Below are 13908 nucleotides of genomic sequence, written 5' to 3'. Positions count from 1 at the left end.
GACGGGAGGTGGGGACACCAAGTGGATTCCAGCGACGACAGCGAGCTCGACGCGGCCTTCCTGGCCCTCGCCGATCCGGTCCGCCGCCGCATCATTGCCCGGCTCAGCCGGGGCCCGGCCACCGTCAATGAACTGGCGGAGCCCTTCGCGATCACCAAGCAGGCGGTCTCGAAACACATCCAGGTCCTCGAGCAAGCGCAACTTGTCACGCGCACCCGTGACGCCCAGCGCCGGCCCGTGCACCTGAACCCTGCACGGCTGGAAGCGCTCACCGCCTGGATCGACCAGTACCGGCTGGTCCGCGAGGGGCAGTTCCGCAGCCTTGACGCCGTGCTTGAAATCCGCGCCGCCCAGAGCGGCACACAGGCAAAGGATGCATCATGAGCAACGCACTGAAATTGACCGTCCCCGAGGGTCTGCCGTTCATCGATTTCGAGCGTGAATTCGATTTTCCGGTGTCCGAGGTGTTCCGGGCGCATAAGGATCCCGAGCTCGTCGCACAGTGGCTTGGCCCGCGGCGGCTGACCATGGCTGTTGACCACTACGACTTCAGGACCGGCGGCAGCTACCGCTACACCCACACCGCGCCGGACGGCAGCGCCTATGGTTTCACCGGTGTCTTCCACACTGTCCGCGAGAATCATTTCGCCATCCAGACCTTCGAATTCGATGGCTACCCGGACGTGGTGAGCATTGAGTCCCTGACCTTCGAGGACCTGGGCGGCGGCCGTTCGCGGCTCAGCGGCCACGCGGTCTACCCCAGCATGGAGGCCCGCGACGGCATGGCGCAGTCCGGAATGGAGGGCGGCATGACCGAAGCCTACGAACAGCTCGAGGAAGTCCTCAGCGGGGCCAAGGTCTAGGACCTCGGGGTCTTAAAGAGTACGACGGCGGCAGGTCACCTCCCGGGGAAGATGGCCTGCCGCCGTCGTACCTAAAGAAACAACGCGGGGTCACTCCGCGCCCATCCCACCGAGCGGAATGGGCCGTGAGTGACCCCGCGTTGCTGTATTGCAGTGGTGCTTATTTGCCGTGGTGCTTCGGACCTAGAGGGTCGCGAAGACCTCGCGCAGGAGCTTGGCAGTCTCGGACGGCGTCTTGCCGACCTTGACGCCGGCAGCCTCGAGGGCTTCCTTCTTGGCCTGGGCGGTGCCCGCGGAACCCGAGACGATGGCGCCTGCGTGGCCCATGGTCTTGCCTTCCGGAGCGGTGAAGCCGGCCACGTAGCCAACAACCGGCTTCGTGACGTGGGCCTTGATGTAGTCGGCGGCACGCTCTTCGGCGTCGCCACCGATTTCGCCGATCATGACGATCGCCTTGGTCTCCGGGTCAGCCTCGAAGGCTTCGAGAGCATCGATGTGGGTGGTGCCGATGACCGGGTCGCCGCCGATGCCGATGGCGGTGGAGAAGCCGAGGTCGCGCAGCTCGTACATCATCTGGTAAGTCAGGGTGCCCGACTTGGAGACGAGGCCGATGGGGCCCTTGCCCGTGATGTTGGCCGGGGTGATGCCGACGAGGGCCTCACCCGGGGTGATGATGCCGGGGCAGTTCGGTCCGATGATGCGGGTGACCTGCTTGCCGTTGGCGTCCACCTTGGACTGGGCCAGTGCCCAGAACTCGGCGGAGTCCTGGACCGGCACGCCTTCGGTGATGACGACGACGAGGCCGATGCCGGCCTCGATGGCTTCAACGACGGCGTCCTTGGTGAAGGCCGGCGGCACGAAGACGATGGAAACGTCAGCACCGGTCTCTGCCATGGCTTCCTTGACGGTGCCGAAGACGGTGATCTCGGCGTCGCCGTGCAGGACCGTGGTGCCGGCCTTGCGGGCGTTGACGCCGCCCACAACGTTGGTGCCGGCCTTGAGCATCAGGGCGGTGTGCTTGGTGCCTTCGCCGCCGGTGATGCCCTGGACGATGACCTTGGAGTCCTTGTTCAAATAAATAGACATAGTCGAGTCCCTCTACTTCGCTGCGTTGGCGAGCTCGGCAGCCTTGTCGGCGCCCTCGTCCATGGTGGCGGCCAGGGTAACCAGCGGGTGGTTTGCCTCGGCCAGGATGCGGCGGCCTTCCTCAACGTTGTTGCCGTCGAGGCGGACTACCAGCGGCTTGTTCGCGGAGTGGCCCAGCTCGGCCAGTGCACCGACGATGCCCTTGGCGACGGCGTCACAGGCGGTGATGCCGCCGAAGACGTTGACGAAGACGGACTTGACCTGCGGGTCGCCCAGGATGACGTCGAGGCCTGCTGCCATGACCTCGGCGGAAGCTCCACCGCCGATGTCCAGGAAGTTCGCGGGCTTGACGTTGCCGTGGTTCTCGCCGGCGTAAGCAACGACGTCGAGGGTGGACATGACCAGGCCGGCACCGTTACCGATGATGCCGACTTCGCCGTCCAGCTTGACGTAGTTGAGGTCCTGCGCCTTGGCCTTGGCCTCGAGCGGGTCAGCAGCGTCCTTGTCTTCAAGGTGGGCGTGCTTGGGGTGGCGGAAGTCGGCGTTCTCGTCGAGGGAGACCTTGCCGTCAAGGGCGACGATGTCGCCGGCGCCGGTCAGGACCAGCGGGTTGACCTCCACAAGAGTGGCGTCTTCCTTCTTGAAAACGTCCCAGAGCTTCAGGATTACGCTGGCGACCTTGCCACGCAGTTCCTCGGCGAAGCCTGCCGCGGCGACGATTTCGTCGGCCTTGGCCTGGTCGATGCCCACGGCCGGGTCAATCGAGATCTTGGCCAGGGCCTCGGGGCGCTCAACGGCGAGCTGCTCGATTTCCATGCCGCCTTCAACCGAGCACATGGCCAGGTAGTTGCGGTTGGCCCGGTCCAGAAGGACGGAGAAGTAGTATTCCTCGGCGATGTCTGCACCCTGGGCGATCATCACCCGGTGCACGGTGTGGCCCTTGATGTCCATCCCGAGGATGTTGGTGGAGTGTTCAAACGCTTCGTCAGCGGTCTTCGCGACCTTGACGCCGCCGGCCTTGCCGCGGCCTCCGGCCTTGACCTGCGCCTTTACGACAGTTACGCCGCCGATTTTCTCGGCAGCTGCCTTTGCTTCTTCAGGGGTGTGCGCCACGATGCCAGCAAGCACGGGTACACCGTGCGCCTCGAACATATCGCGCGCCTGATATTCAAACAGGTCCACGGTTTAGTGTCCTTCTACGTCGAAGTAGTTTCTGTACAGCCGGACCCCACGTACTCGCGGTTACCGGGCTGCGGAATAAACGCACCCTGCGACAAGCTTGGAAACGAGCCACACGGCGCAATGCTCCTTTGGGAACTCTAGTCCTTCGATCGGACCAGCCCGTTCCAGAGTACCGGTTATGTGAGTAAGGACACTATTCTATGGAGCGTAGAAAAACCGCTAGATTACGGGGTTTTTGGGGTGTCCGACGGCGCTCCGAAGGCCGGCGCGGCCGTGCCAGACCCGCGTTCGTAAAGTACGGCGAACGCCCGTGCATCCGGCTGCACGGGGTGCTGGCGGACCGGTCTCCGGACTCCCGCCGGGTCTTCAGCCAAACGTCCAGCTACGCGGTCAGTTAGGCGTCCAGCTTGGTCAGCGGCGCGTAGCGCAGCAGCAGCCGCTTCTCGCCGATGTCGAACTTGACCTTGGCGACCGTCTTGTCCCCGGCGCCCTCCACCGCCAGGACGGTGCCGTTGCCGAAGCTGGTGTGGTTGACCTTGTCCCCCACGCTGACGGCGACAACTTCCTTCTGCGGCTGGACCCTGTTCTTGGCCACCGCGGCGGGAACGTCGGCGTTGAAGCCGGCGGACGGGCTGGCCGCGGCGCCGCGGGCTGTCCCGGCACCCCAGAACGATCCGCCGTAGCGGCTGGACCCGATCCCGGCACCGCTCCCCCAGCCTCCGCTCTGGCGGCTGGCGCCTTCGCGCTTCCACTCGACGAGCTCGGCCGGGATCTCCTCGATGAACTGGCTCGCGGGGTTGTACTGGCTCTGGCCCCACATGCTGCGGACCTCGGACCTGGTCAGGTAGAGACGCTTACGGGCACGGGTCAGCCCCACGTAGGCCAGCCGGCGTTCCTCGGCCAGTTCCTTGGGATCGGTGGCGGAGCGCTGGTGCGGGAACAGCCCGTGTTCCATGCCGGTCAGGAACACGACCGGGAATTCCAGGCCCTTCGCGGTGTGCAGCGTCATCAGGGTCACGACGCCGAGCCGCTTGGCTTCGGCGACGGCGGCCGCCAGGTTTTCGGCGTCACCGCCGGGGGCGTCCGGGATCTGGTCGGCGTCGGCCACGAGGGAGACCTGCTCCAGGAAGGCTCCGAGCGAGCCTTCGGGATTGTCGCGTTCGTATTCCCGGACGACGGCGACCAGTTCGGCGAGGTTCTCCACCCTGGACTCGTCCTGCGGGTCGGTGCTGGAGCGCAGCCCGGCAAGGTAGCCGGTTTGTTCGAGCACGGCTTCGAGGGCCGCGGCCGCGCCGGAGCCGGAAGCGACCTCGGCGAGGTCGTCGAGGAGTTTCACGAAGCCCAGCACGGCGTTGACCGAACGCGTCGCCATGCCCGGGGCTTCATCGGCGCGCCGCGCGGCGGCCATGAAGGAGGTGCGCTCACGCTCCGCCAGGGCGGCGACGGCACCCTCGGCTCGGTCACCGATCCCGCGCTTGGGTTCGTTGAGGATGCGGCGGAGGTTGACGTCGTCGTCCGGGTTGACCAGGACGCGCAGGTAGGCGAGGGCGTCCTTGATCTCCTTGCGCTCGTAGAAGCGGGTGCCGCCGACCACCTTGTAGGGCAGGCCCACGCGGACCAGGACGTCCTCGATCGAGCGGGACTGGGCGTTGGTGCGGTAGAAAATGGCCACGTCGCCGGGGCGCAGGTTGCCCTCATCCTGGAGCCGGTCAATTTCCTTGGCGATGAACTGGGCCTCGTCGTGTTCGTTCTCGCCGACGTAGCCCACGATCTTCTCGCCGTCGCCCTCGGCCGTCCAGAGCCGTTTCTCCGGCCGGTTGGGGTTGCGGGAGATCACCGAGTTGGCGGCGCTGAGGATGGTCTGGGTGGAGCGGTAGTTCTGCTCGAGCTTGATGGTGCGGGCGTCCGGGTAGTCCTTCTCGAACTCCACGATGTTGCGGATGTCCGCGCCGCGGAAGGCGTAGATGGACTGGTCTGAATCGCCGACGACGGTGAGTTCGGCCGCGTCGGGGCCCTCGCCGACGATCTCGCGCACCAGGGCGTACTGGGCGTGGTTGGTGTCCTGGTATTCGTCTACGAGGACGTGCCGGAAGCGGCGCCGGTAGGAGTCGGCGAGCGCCGGGAAGGCCCGGAACATGTAGACGGTCTCGGCGATCAGGTCATCGAAGTCCATGGCGTTGGCCTGGCGCAGGCGCTGGGTGGAGCCCTTGAAGACCTCGGCGACGGCCTGCTCGAAGGGATCGTTGTAGTTGGCGCTGGAGGAATAGCTGTCTGCGTCGATCAGCTCGTTCTTGAGCGCGGAGATCTTGTGCTGGATGGCCTTGGGCGCGAAGCGCTTGGGGTCAAGGTCCAGGTTCTTGGCGACCAGGGTGATCAGGCGCAGCGAGTCGGCGGAGTCGTAGATCGAGAAGTTGGAGTTGAGCCCGACGTTCTTGGCCTCGCGGCGCAGGATCCGGACGCAGGAGGAGTGGAAGGTGGAGATCCACATGGTCTTGGCCCGGCCGCCGACCAGCGCCTCGATCCGTTCCCGCATTTCGGCCGCGGCCTTGTTGGTGAAGGTGATGGCCAGGATCTCGCCGTGGTGCGCCCGCCTCGTGGCGATCAGGTAGGCGATCCGGTTGCTGAGCACGCGGGTCTTGCCCGACCCGGCGCCGGCGACAATCAGCAGGGCGCTGCCGGCGTGCTTGACCGCTTCTTCCTGCTGGGGGTTCAGCCCCTCGAGGAGTTCGCCTGCGTTCGGAAGCTGCGGGCGGTCCCAGCCGCTGTCAGGGCCGTCGCCGTGCGCGCTGCCGCCGTGCGGGGCGGCGCCGTGCAGGCTTCCGCCGTGCGGGGCGGAATCCGGTCCGGAATCCAGGCCCGCCAGGCCGGACCCGGAGCGCGATTTAGTGCCTGCCGCCGCCTTGGAGGCAGCTTGGAAGGGTCCGTCGGCGTAAGGGTCAAACAACATATCCATGGTGTATCTAAGTCTAGGCGGTGGCGCTGACAGCCGTGTCCGCCCGTCGGGACATGCCCTCCCCTGCCCGCGCCCAGTGGACATAATCCCCCTGCGCCCAGTCCTGGCCGCGAAGAATGAGCATGCCCCGCGGAAGCTGTCATGGAGAAGACCCGGGTTGTTCTGAAGACCGCCGAGGTTGTTCTGAAAAATGAGCATGCGCTACGGACACAGCTCTGCCCAACGGACATGTCCTCCGCCACCCGTGACCACTGGACATACTCCCTTTGTACCCGCTCCTGACAGCGAAAAATGAGCATGTCCCCCGGAGCCCGCCGCGAACAATGAGCATGTCCCGCGGGGAGGTCCGGCAGGCGGGAAGCTAGCCGACGCCCCCGGAGCTGAGCGCGGCGCGCAGCTGCTGGACCGCCGTCGTGCCTCCCGCGATGAACCAGTCGAGTCCGTTGACGCGCACGACGTCGGTCGCGCCGCCGGCCGCCTCCACGATCGCCTTCCCGGGCAGCCAGTCCCACTCGGGGCAGCTGTGCTGGAACCAGCAGCCGAGCTCTCCGTCCGCGACCCGGCCGAGGTCGCAGGAGCCGGACCCGAACATGCGCAGCGCGGCCGCCGACGTCGCTGCCGCGTGCCAGGGCATGGCACACATCGGATCGGCAAGCCACGTCGGGTGGATGTAGGTTGCCGCGCCGAGATCAGCCAGCGGCGTGTCGGAGCGTCCGGTGCCACCGGACGCGCCGGGCAGGAAGGTGACCAGTTTTTCACCATTGAGCGTCGCCGCACGGGACGTCCCGCCCAGCCAGAGTTTGTCCTCCTCCGGCTGGAAGATGGCGCCGAGCCCTGCACCGGAGGAATCCTTCAGGGCAATGGCCGAGCACCAGTACGTGGATCCATGCAGGAAGTTGAAGGTCCCGTCGACGGGGTCAATGACCCAGGTCCGGCCGCTGCTGCCCGCCGCAGAGGCGCCCTCCTCGCCCAGGACGGCGTCATTGGGCCGGCAGCGCCGAAGCTGTTCCAGCACGTAGGATTCGGCAGCGTGGTCGGCGGCCGTGACCACGTCCGAGACCGACGTCTTCTGCCTGCCCTCAAGCCCGGCCTGCCGCATCAACAGCGCCAGGGTACCGGCCTCGCGGACCAGGGCCTCGGCCAGTTGGTAGTCATCCAGTGAGGGGTCGAGATCTGCGGTGCTGTGCCGGCCGAGCCGGTGTTTTCCTAGTTCGGTCACGCGTCCCAGACTATCGGCGCCCGCTGGCAGTGAACAGCCGGCGAGGGCACCCGGGCAGACGGCGGCGCGGAGGGGTGTGCAGGACGGGCGATAATGGAGCCATGGCCAAGACACCCGCGCAGCGGATCAAAAAGCACGGCGCCAACGCGGCGGTCCCCCAGCACCATCTCCCTCCGGTGATCAATCCGACCACCAGCCGGACACCGCAGAAGGCACAGAGCAACAGCAATCTGATTGTCATCGCCGGGGTCGTGGCCAGCCTGTTCCTGTTCTGGTATCTGCACCTGCTCACCCTCAACCAGCTCACGCAGTTGTCGGGCGGCCAGGCAATGCCCGACTCGTTGGTGGGCGGCTTTGACCTGGGGTTCGTGGAGCAATTGCGCGCGGCCATGGACGCCGATGCCCGGGGCCAGCTGAACTATGTCCACAAGACGGCCGGGATGCTCTTCCCGCTGATCTTTGGCTTCACCTGGCTGCTGCTGATCGGAACCAACGTGGCCCGGAAATCCCTGCGCTGGGCGCTGTGGTCGCTGCCGCTGCTCTTTGCTGCGGTCCGGCTGTGGGGCAACACGGTGATCGATGAAATGATGTCCGCCGACACTCTCGACGGCGCTCAGGTCGCCCTGGCCTCCGGGCTCACCGTGGCCGGCTGGGTCCTTCTGGCGCTGAGCGTCGTGGCCGGCGTCGCCGCCGTGTTACTCGGACGCAAGGCTGCCGCGGCTTCGGCCACCCCGGGACATGTCCAGTCCTGATTCGCGCGGCAGGGCTAGTTCTCTATTCCCGGCTTAGGACACCGGACATGTCCATTCCTGGTCGCGGCGGCAGGGCTGTTTCCCGATCCGCGGCATAGGACACGGGACATGTCCATTCTTGGTTGCGGTGGCTGGAGTCGTCCCTCGCACCCGGCCTCGAGCGCGGGACATGTCCAGCGTTCGGCCCGGCCGGTGGACATCTTGCCATTATGTCCATCCCTCAAGTCCAGCGGAGAGCATGTCCACTCAGAGCTGGCTCAGGGCGCGGCCGTGAGGAATTCCCGGGCCTGTTCGGCACGTTGCGGGGCGCCAGCCTTCTCAAAGTGGTCGGCTGCTTCCAGCAGGTGCGTCTGCGCCTCGGAAGCGTTCCCCACGGCAGCATGGGACCGGCCCAGCAACAGAGAGGCCTCGCCCAGAATCTGCGGTGACGTCTTTTCCGCGACGGTGCTGATCTCGGTCAGGATGGCGATGGCCGCCTGCGGGTCACCCGCCAGGAAATTCCAGTGACCGCGGTTCAGTTTCAGCAAAATGTGGTCCTCATCGGATCCGCCAATGACGTCCGTGGCCAGTTCAGCGCGTTCGATGCAGCGGAGTGTGTCCGCATCGGCGACCTCGGCGGCCAGGCGCATTGCCGCGGATGCTTTGTTGAATTTGGCCCAAATATCAAGATTTCGAGCCGGCGAAAAAGTTTCCGCCGCGAGCTCGTGATATTCAAGCCCCTCTGCCACTTTATTGCAGAGAAACGCAACATTGCCGATAACCCAGTAGGCCTTGCCGACCAGCTGGTCGTCGACCTCGTTGGATATGTCGTCGGCCAGCATCAGGCTCTCGCTCCAGGCCTCCTCCAACCTGCCGCTTTCGGCGAGAGCAGCGATGAGGGCCTGCCGGGCTTTGACGTTATTTTCCACGTCACCCGCCCCCGAAGATAAACGCGCGGCCATCCGCGCTGCGTCGGCCGCCTGCCCCAACATCCCGGCGCCTTGCCTGGCTTTTGCGAGCAGGATATTTGCCTTGCCGCGGGCATCTTCAGCCGGAGCTCCGAAGGCGCCATCCACCAATTCGGCGGCAAGCGCGGCGCAGGCCTCAAAATCGCCGGCGTCAAGCAGATTCTCCGCCTGAAAGAGCCGCATGCCCCAGGCAGCCGTCAGGTCACCGTCGTTCGTCGCGATTTCCGAGGCCACCTGGGCGCTGCTGGCCGCACGGCCGAAGTCGTGGCTGCTTCGATGTTCCCGAGCCTGCAACTCTGCAGCGGCGTAGGACGGTGAAACTGAGTTTCGTTGCATGCCTCAATTATCCGTTGCCGCGAGAGCGGAATCGAACCAGCCACGCAAGAAGGACCTGCGCAGGGTTCACGCAAGATTCACACACGAGCGTGAATATCACATCCGGCGACAATTCTTTATAAATTGTTACCTTGTGGCGTGTCGATCTCCCCTATACTAAACCTGCATCACATGAGTCACATCAGCCTCTTACGTATCAGGAGTCCAAATGAAGAAAATCCTTGCAACGCTCCTCGTCGCCGGCGCGCTGGCCGGCGCCGGCCTGTCCGCCTCAGCAGCAGTGTCTGCCTCCAGCGGTTCGAGCCAGGGCTCCGTTGTAGCGGTCGGCTGGTGGCCGAACTCCACTCCGAAGAACTAATCGGAAACGGAACGGCTGCGGCGGGCATCGGACATCAAGTCCGGGCCCGCCGCTTTTCATTTAAGGGACACCATCTAGACCGCATCACGGCGACATGGAGACGAAAGCACAGCACCAACCAGCCCCGCCCCAACAACCCGGAGCTACAAGAGCTTTCCACCCCCCGCAAACAACGCCACGATCTCGCCGGCCGGCGCGGGCCGGCCAAAGTAGTAGCCCTGCCCGCTGCCGCAGCCCATCTCGCGCAGGACTTCCGCCTGTTCCGCCGTCTCGATCCCCTCGGCCAGCGCCTTTAGGCCGCAGGCGTGGATGAGGTGCAGCACCGCGGCTACGAAGTCCCGCTGTTGCTCGTCGTCGCCGAGGCCGCTGATCAGGCTTCGGTCGATCTTGACCACGTTCACCGGCAGCTTGCGCAGGTAGCTGATGGAGGAATAGCCGGTCCCGAAGTCATCGATCTCGAGTTGCACGCCGAGCCGGCGAAGGCCGTTGAGCGAATACTGGTCGACGTCGCCGCCGTTGACCGCCATGGACTCGGTCAGTTCCACGATCAGGTTTGATGCATCCACGCCGGTCTCCCTGAGGATGTCCCGCACATGTTCGATCAGCTCGAGGTTTTGCAGTTCGGTGGTGGAAATGTTGACCCGGACGTTAAAGGTGCTGTCCACCTGCAAGTCCTGCTGCCATTTGCGCAATTGGCGCACTGCATTGCGCAGCACCCAGTGGCCCAGGTCCACGATCATGCCGGTTTCCTCGGCCAGGGGAATGAACTGGTCCGGCATGAGCAGACCGCGCTCCGGGTGGTTCCACCGGACCAGCGCCTCCACACCCTCGATCCTGCCGGTCGCGAGGTCCACCACCGGCTGGTAATGCAGGGTCAGCTGGTCCTGCCGGATGGCTTCGCGCATTTCCGTAATCATGACGCTCTGCAGCCGGCGCGCGTACAGCAGGGCCGGCTCGAAGACTTTGATGCTGCTGTGCTGCTGCGCCTTGGCCGCGTACATGGCCGTGTCGGCCTCCATGACCAGGTCATCGACGGACTGGCCGGGTTCCGCGATCCGCAGGCCGATGCTCGTTCCGCAGGTGACTTTCAGGTCCCCGACGTCGAGGCTCTCACTGAGTGCCTTGAGGATCCTGTTCGCCACCCTGCGTGCCCGGACCAGATTGGACTTCGGCAGCATGACGGCGAATTCGTCGCCGCCAAGGCGCGCCACGGTGTCAGTCTCGCGGACGGCGTCCTGGAGCCGGCGTGCGATGGCCCGCAGGACGTCGTCGCCGGCGCTGTGCCCCAGGGTGTCGTTAATGCCCTTGAAGGAATCAAGATCCAGAATCAGGAGGGCCGGCGGCATTTCGCCGCGCGAGGACTCCGCGAGGGCATGGCTCAGGACCGAGTTCAGTGCCGTCCGGTTGGCGAGTTGGGTCAGTGGGTCGGTCAGCGCCATGCGTTCGAGCTCCACCTGCGCCTCGCGCAGCATTGCCGTGCGGCTTTCGACCCGCTCTTCCAGCTCCTGGTAGATGGTCTGCAGGTCATCGGCCATCAGGTTGATGCCGGCGATGACGGCGGCGACGTCGTCGCGGGCTCCCGAATGCGGGATCCGGGTGCTCAGATCGCCGCCGGCGATCCGCACGATGCCTTCCACGAGGGCGTGCAGCCTGGGGTCCGGTGATTCATTCTTCACGGGTGTACTGCCTTAGCCACTCAACGGCCGCGGATTCGGAGGTGAAGAACTGGGCCGGGATCGTCTCGCTTCGGGACCGCAGGAGGTAGTGGGCAATGACCCGGTCCACCGGGCTCTCGCCCACCAGGGCGAACGCTGTCGCCGCTATGGAACCGCTGTAGACCCGGCGGGCCTCCATGCTGACACCGACGACGCCGGTGATCACCAGGAGCACCGGCATCCGCCGTCCCGCGGCGAGCGTGCGGACGATGTCGCCGGCGATGCGCGCCTCCGGACCCTCGATCTCCTGGTTGGCGGGCAACAGGACCTCGATGATTCCGCCGTCGATCATCCGCACCCCGATGCTACGGGTGGCACCGCCGACGGCGAGCGCACCGTCGGTCACCCTGGCCGCGGTGACCGCCGACGCCCCCAGAACGACACCGGCCGCGGCCGCTGCCGTGTCCGGCAGGCCCTCCGGCAGCCGCCCCTCGGGCCCGGCCAGGGCCTCGAGCGTCATCGGACCGCAATTCGACGGCGGCGGTCCGCGGAGCCCCGGAGGTCACGGTTCAGCCGTCGGTCGCCGTGATAGAGAATCGTTTCCCAGTCGACTTCCTCGGCTGTCTTGGCAATCACGGGACTCTCCTTCACTTTCTTGGGCCTGGGACTGACATACAGCCAGTTAACCACCCCGAGGAAGACATCCACCGCGGAGTTGAAGACTCCGATGTAGGCGCGGATCGCGCCGGCAGCGAGGATGGCGTTGACGGAGGCGAAGGCCACATTGCCCCAGTTCCCCACTTGCGCGTCCCGCCATACGGTCAGCAGCGAGAAGGCGACGATCGCGTACGGGGTCAGGACGTAGATCGCCGGGGCGGCGGTGCGGTCCTTGACCTTGGGCGTGCGGGCGAAGGGAATCTTGTCGCCTGTGACGGCCTGCTGCAGCGATTTCAGCACGCCCGCCAGGTTGACCGGCAGCAGCACGAGGTTGAAGCCGTAGATCCGGAGGATGTCGCTGAAGCGGTGGCCGCAGTCGCGCAGGTCGCTGCCCATGGCCAGGAAGTACGGCAGGGCGGCGATGAATACGATCGGGCTCAGCAGCCGGCTGTCATAGGGGTACGCCAGGAGGAAGACGAGACCAAAGCTGGCCCACGCGATGGAGGCCATGTAATTCACCCGCAGCAGCACCTCCCGGAACAGGATCGCGCGGCGCTCGGACCGGTGTTGGCGGAGCTGGACCCACAGCTTGGGCAGGATCAGCAGGCCGCCGTTCGCCCAGCGCCGGCGCTGGACTACGAGGGAGCCGAAGTCCGGGGGCGTGGCGCTGTAGCTGAGCCGTTCCGGATAGTTCACCAGGGTCCAGCCGTGCTGGCCGAGATCGATGCTGGATTCGGTATCTTCGATGACGGTTCGGTCCTGGATGTAGGTCCGGATCTCGAAGGCCCCGTTGGTTTCCACCTCGACGATGTCCTCCAGGGCGCGTTTGCGGATGACGGCGTTGGCGCCCACCCAGAACGTCGCACCGTAGTAGGTCATGCCCTGGTGGAGGATGTGCTGGAGGTCGGTGGTGGCTCCGGCGACCCGTTCGATGCGGGTGGGGGCACCACGGAAGGAGGAATACGGCGTCTGGGTGACCGCGACGCGCTCGTTGCCGGCCGATTCCAGGAAGTAGACCAGCCGGAGGCAGTAGTCGCGCAGAAGCAGCGAGTCGGCGTCGAGCGTCAACAGGTAAGTCGTGTCCCGGACGTCCATGATCTCGCAGTCCAGTTCCGGGGCGACGCCGGCGCCCACCTTGCGCAGGATCACGCCGTCGGCGGTGGTTTCCTTCTGCCAGGTGTGGCCCATCAGGGAAATGTAGGCATTGAGGTTCATGGCCTTGTTCGCCTCGTGGGAAAGGCTCTCGTATTTTTTGCGTTCGAACGTTTCGGTGGAGACGTTGAAGATCCAGGTCAGCCGGAGGTACAGCTCTTCGATCCGGGTGCGCGGCGGCGAGGTCTGCTGGGCCAGCGCAGCGTTCAGTCCCAGGAGTACGAGCCTCAGCTCGCGGGCCAGGCCCATCAGGACGAGGTCGACGAAGAACTCGTCGACGTGGTCCTCCACCGTTTCGGCAGCAGCCATCGATTCAAGCCATTCGGCGGCTGCCTCATATTCGGCGATCAGCAGGGCCACCTCAGCGGCAGTGCCGCGCCCGTGCGCCTTTTCCCGGTTGCGGAAATCGGCCAGGGCAGCATTGAAGCGCGACGCCGGGACGCTGAGTTCTGCGGCGATCTCCGCGGTCAGTGCGCGGGTCTTGTCCAACCGGACCCGGTCACCAAGGTCTGAGGGATGCGGCGGGTCATCGAGCAGCAACACCACTTTGAGGTCCGGGAACTCCTGCAGCGCCGCGGACCACAGCGTCGCCCGCACCACCTGGGGTTCTTCGGCGTAGGAGGGCACCAGCACGGTGATGCCCTCGGCGTACTCGGCGAAGTGCCGGTCAAGCTCGCCGCGCGGCACCCTGGCATGGTCCCGGAACCGGTACAGGGCGCCCTGCCGGGCCATCAGGTACATGAGGGCG

General features: G+C 65.7%; 12 protein-coding genes. 4 read left to right on the top strand and 8 right to left on the bottom strand.

Annotation, left to right across the window (positions count from 1 at the left end; all coding sequences use genetic code 11):
* The first annotated feature begins 21 nt into the window (after window positions 1-21).
* Window positions 22-384 (top strand): ArsR/SmtB family transcription factor, encoded by a 363-nt coding sequence (locus tag AC1DKN_RS17830; protein ID WP_223914265.1) that lies wholly within the window; start codon window positions 22-24, stop codon window positions 382-384.
* Window positions 381-863 (top strand): SRPBCC family protein, encoded by a 483-nt coding sequence (locus tag AC1DKN_RS17825; RefSeq protein WP_476857098.1) that lies wholly within the window; start codon window positions 381-383, stop codon window positions 861-863. The genes AC1DKN_RS17830 and AC1DKN_RS17825 overlap by 4 nt, the downstream gene beginning before the upstream one ends.
* A 183-nt stretch (window positions 864-1046) precedes the next feature.
* Here the strand turns inward: AC1DKN_RS17825 and sucD are convergent, their stop codons facing one another.
* The 4 genes from sucD to AC1DKN_RS17805 all read right to left on the bottom strand — a co-directional run bounded on the left by sucD (window position 1047) and on the right by AC1DKN_RS17805 (window position 7303).
* Window positions 1047-1949 carry a succinate--CoA ligase subunit alpha gene (sucD, locus tag AC1DKN_RS17820; RefSeq protein ID WP_028275595.1) on the bottom strand — a complete coding sequence of 301 codons (903 nt, stop codon included), beginning with the start codon at window positions 1947-1949 and terminating at the stop codon, window positions 1047-1049.
* Window positions 1950-1961: 12 nt separating this feature from the next.
* Entirely contained in the window at window positions 1962-3131 is a 1170-nt protein-coding gene (gene sucC / locus AC1DKN_RS17815) for an ADP-forming succinate--CoA ligase subunit beta (RefSeq protein WP_018776032.1), read from the bottom strand.
* A 394-nt stretch (window positions 3132-3525) separates the two neighbouring features.
* Window positions 3526-6084, bottom strand: a complete 2559-nt coding sequence (gene pcrA / locus AC1DKN_RS17810; RefSeq protein ID WP_476872061.1) for a DNA helicase PcrA — start codon at window positions 6082-6084, stop codon at window positions 3526-3528.
* Window positions 6085-6445: 361 nt separating this feature from the next.
* Window positions 6446-7303 (bottom strand): inositol monophosphatase family protein, encoded by an 858-nt coding sequence (locus tag AC1DKN_RS17805; RefSeq protein ID WP_476872060.1) that lies wholly within the window; start codon window positions 7301-7303, stop codon window positions 6446-6448.
* A 101-nt stretch (window positions 7304-7404) separates the two neighbouring features.
* Here AC1DKN_RS17805 and AC1DKN_RS17800 point away from each other — a divergent pair, with 101 nt between their 5' ends.
* A complete protein-coding gene (locus tag AC1DKN_RS17800) occupies window positions 7405-8055 on the top strand; it encodes a hypothetical protein (protein ID WP_476872059.1) in 651 nt (216 codons plus the stop codon).
* Window positions 8056-8312: 257 nt separating this feature from the next.
* Here the strand turns inward: AC1DKN_RS17800 and AC1DKN_RS17795 are convergent, their stop codons facing one another.
* On the bottom strand, window positions 8313-9338 hold the full coding sequence (locus tag AC1DKN_RS17795; protein WP_476872058.1) for a hypothetical protein: 1026 nt from the start codon (window positions 9336-9338) through the stop codon (window positions 8313-8315).
* 208 nt (window positions 9339-9546) lie between these two features.
* Here AC1DKN_RS17795 and AC1DKN_RS17790 point away from each other — a divergent pair, with 208 nt between their 5' ends.
* On the top strand, window positions 9547-9696 hold the full coding sequence (locus tag AC1DKN_RS17790; RefSeq protein ID WP_164468567.1) for a hypothetical protein: 150 nt from the start codon (window positions 9547-9549) through the stop codon (window positions 9694-9696).
* Between the two features lie 143 nt (window positions 9697-9839).
* Here AC1DKN_RS17790 and AC1DKN_RS17785 read toward each other — a convergent pair whose 3' ends face one another.
* Genes AC1DKN_RS17785 through AC1DKN_RS17775 form a run of 3 tightly spaced genes read right to left on the bottom strand, consistent with a single transcriptional unit; the run spans window position 9840 to window position 13901 of the window.
* Window positions 9840-11372, bottom strand: coding sequence for a putative bifunctional diguanylate cyclase/phosphodiesterase (locus AC1DKN_RS17785; protein ID WP_476860158.1), 1533 nt, complete (start codon window positions 11370-11372; stop codon window positions 9840-9842).
* On the bottom strand, window positions 11362-11871 hold the full coding sequence (locus AC1DKN_RS17780; RefSeq protein WP_476872057.1) for a DUF7793 family protein: 510 nt from the start codon (window positions 11869-11871) through the stop codon (window positions 11362-11364). Before AC1DKN_RS17780 ends, AC1DKN_RS17785 begins: the two co-directional genes overlap by 11 nt.
* Window positions 11868-13901: a glycosyltransferase family 2 protein gene (locus AC1DKN_RS17775; protein WP_476860156.1), complete on the bottom strand. Its 2034-nt coding sequence runs from the start codon at window positions 13899-13901 to the stop codon at window positions 11868-11870. Before AC1DKN_RS17775 ends, AC1DKN_RS17780 begins: the two co-directional genes overlap by 4 nt.
* Window positions 13902-13908: the final 7 nt, after the last annotated feature.

It is taken from the genome of Arthrobacter sp. 01N444 (assembly GCF_056399305.1).
The sequence above is the reverse complement of the archived record's forward strand: the minus strand, read 5'-3'. Positions and strand labels throughout refer to the sequence as shown.

Coding starts and splice junctions, on each gene's coding strand:
- AC1DKN_RS17825 (WP_476857098.1), top strand. CDS start 381: ATGAGCAACGCACTGAAATTGACCGTCCCCGAGGGTCTGCCGTTCATC.
- sucD (WP_028275595.1), bottom strand. CDS start 1,949: ATGTCTATTTATTTGAACAAGGACTCCAAGGTCATCGTCCAGGGCATC.
- pcrA (WP_476872061.1), bottom strand. CDS start 6,084: ATGGATATGTTGTTTGACCCTTACGCCGACGGACCCTTCCAAGCTGCC.
- AC1DKN_RS17800 (WP_476872059.1), top strand. CDS start 7,405: ATGGCCAAGACACCCGCGCAGCGGATCAAAAAGCACGGCGCCAACGCG.
- AC1DKN_RS17795 (WP_476872058.1), bottom strand. CDS start 9,338: ATGCAACGAAACTCAGTTTCACCGTCCTACGCCGCTGCAGAGTTGCAG.
- AC1DKN_RS17790 (WP_164468567.1), top strand. CDS start 9,547: ATGAAGAAAATCCTTGCAACGCTCCTCGTCGCCGGCGCGCTGGCCGGC.
- AC1DKN_RS17780 (WP_476872057.1), bottom strand. CDS start 11,871: ATGACGCTCGAGGCCCTGGCCGGGCCCGAGGGGCGGCTGCCGGAGGGC.
- AC1DKN_RS17775 (WP_476860156.1), bottom strand. CDS start 13,901: ATGTACCTGATGGCCCGGCAGGGCGCCCTGTACCGGTTCCGGGACCAT.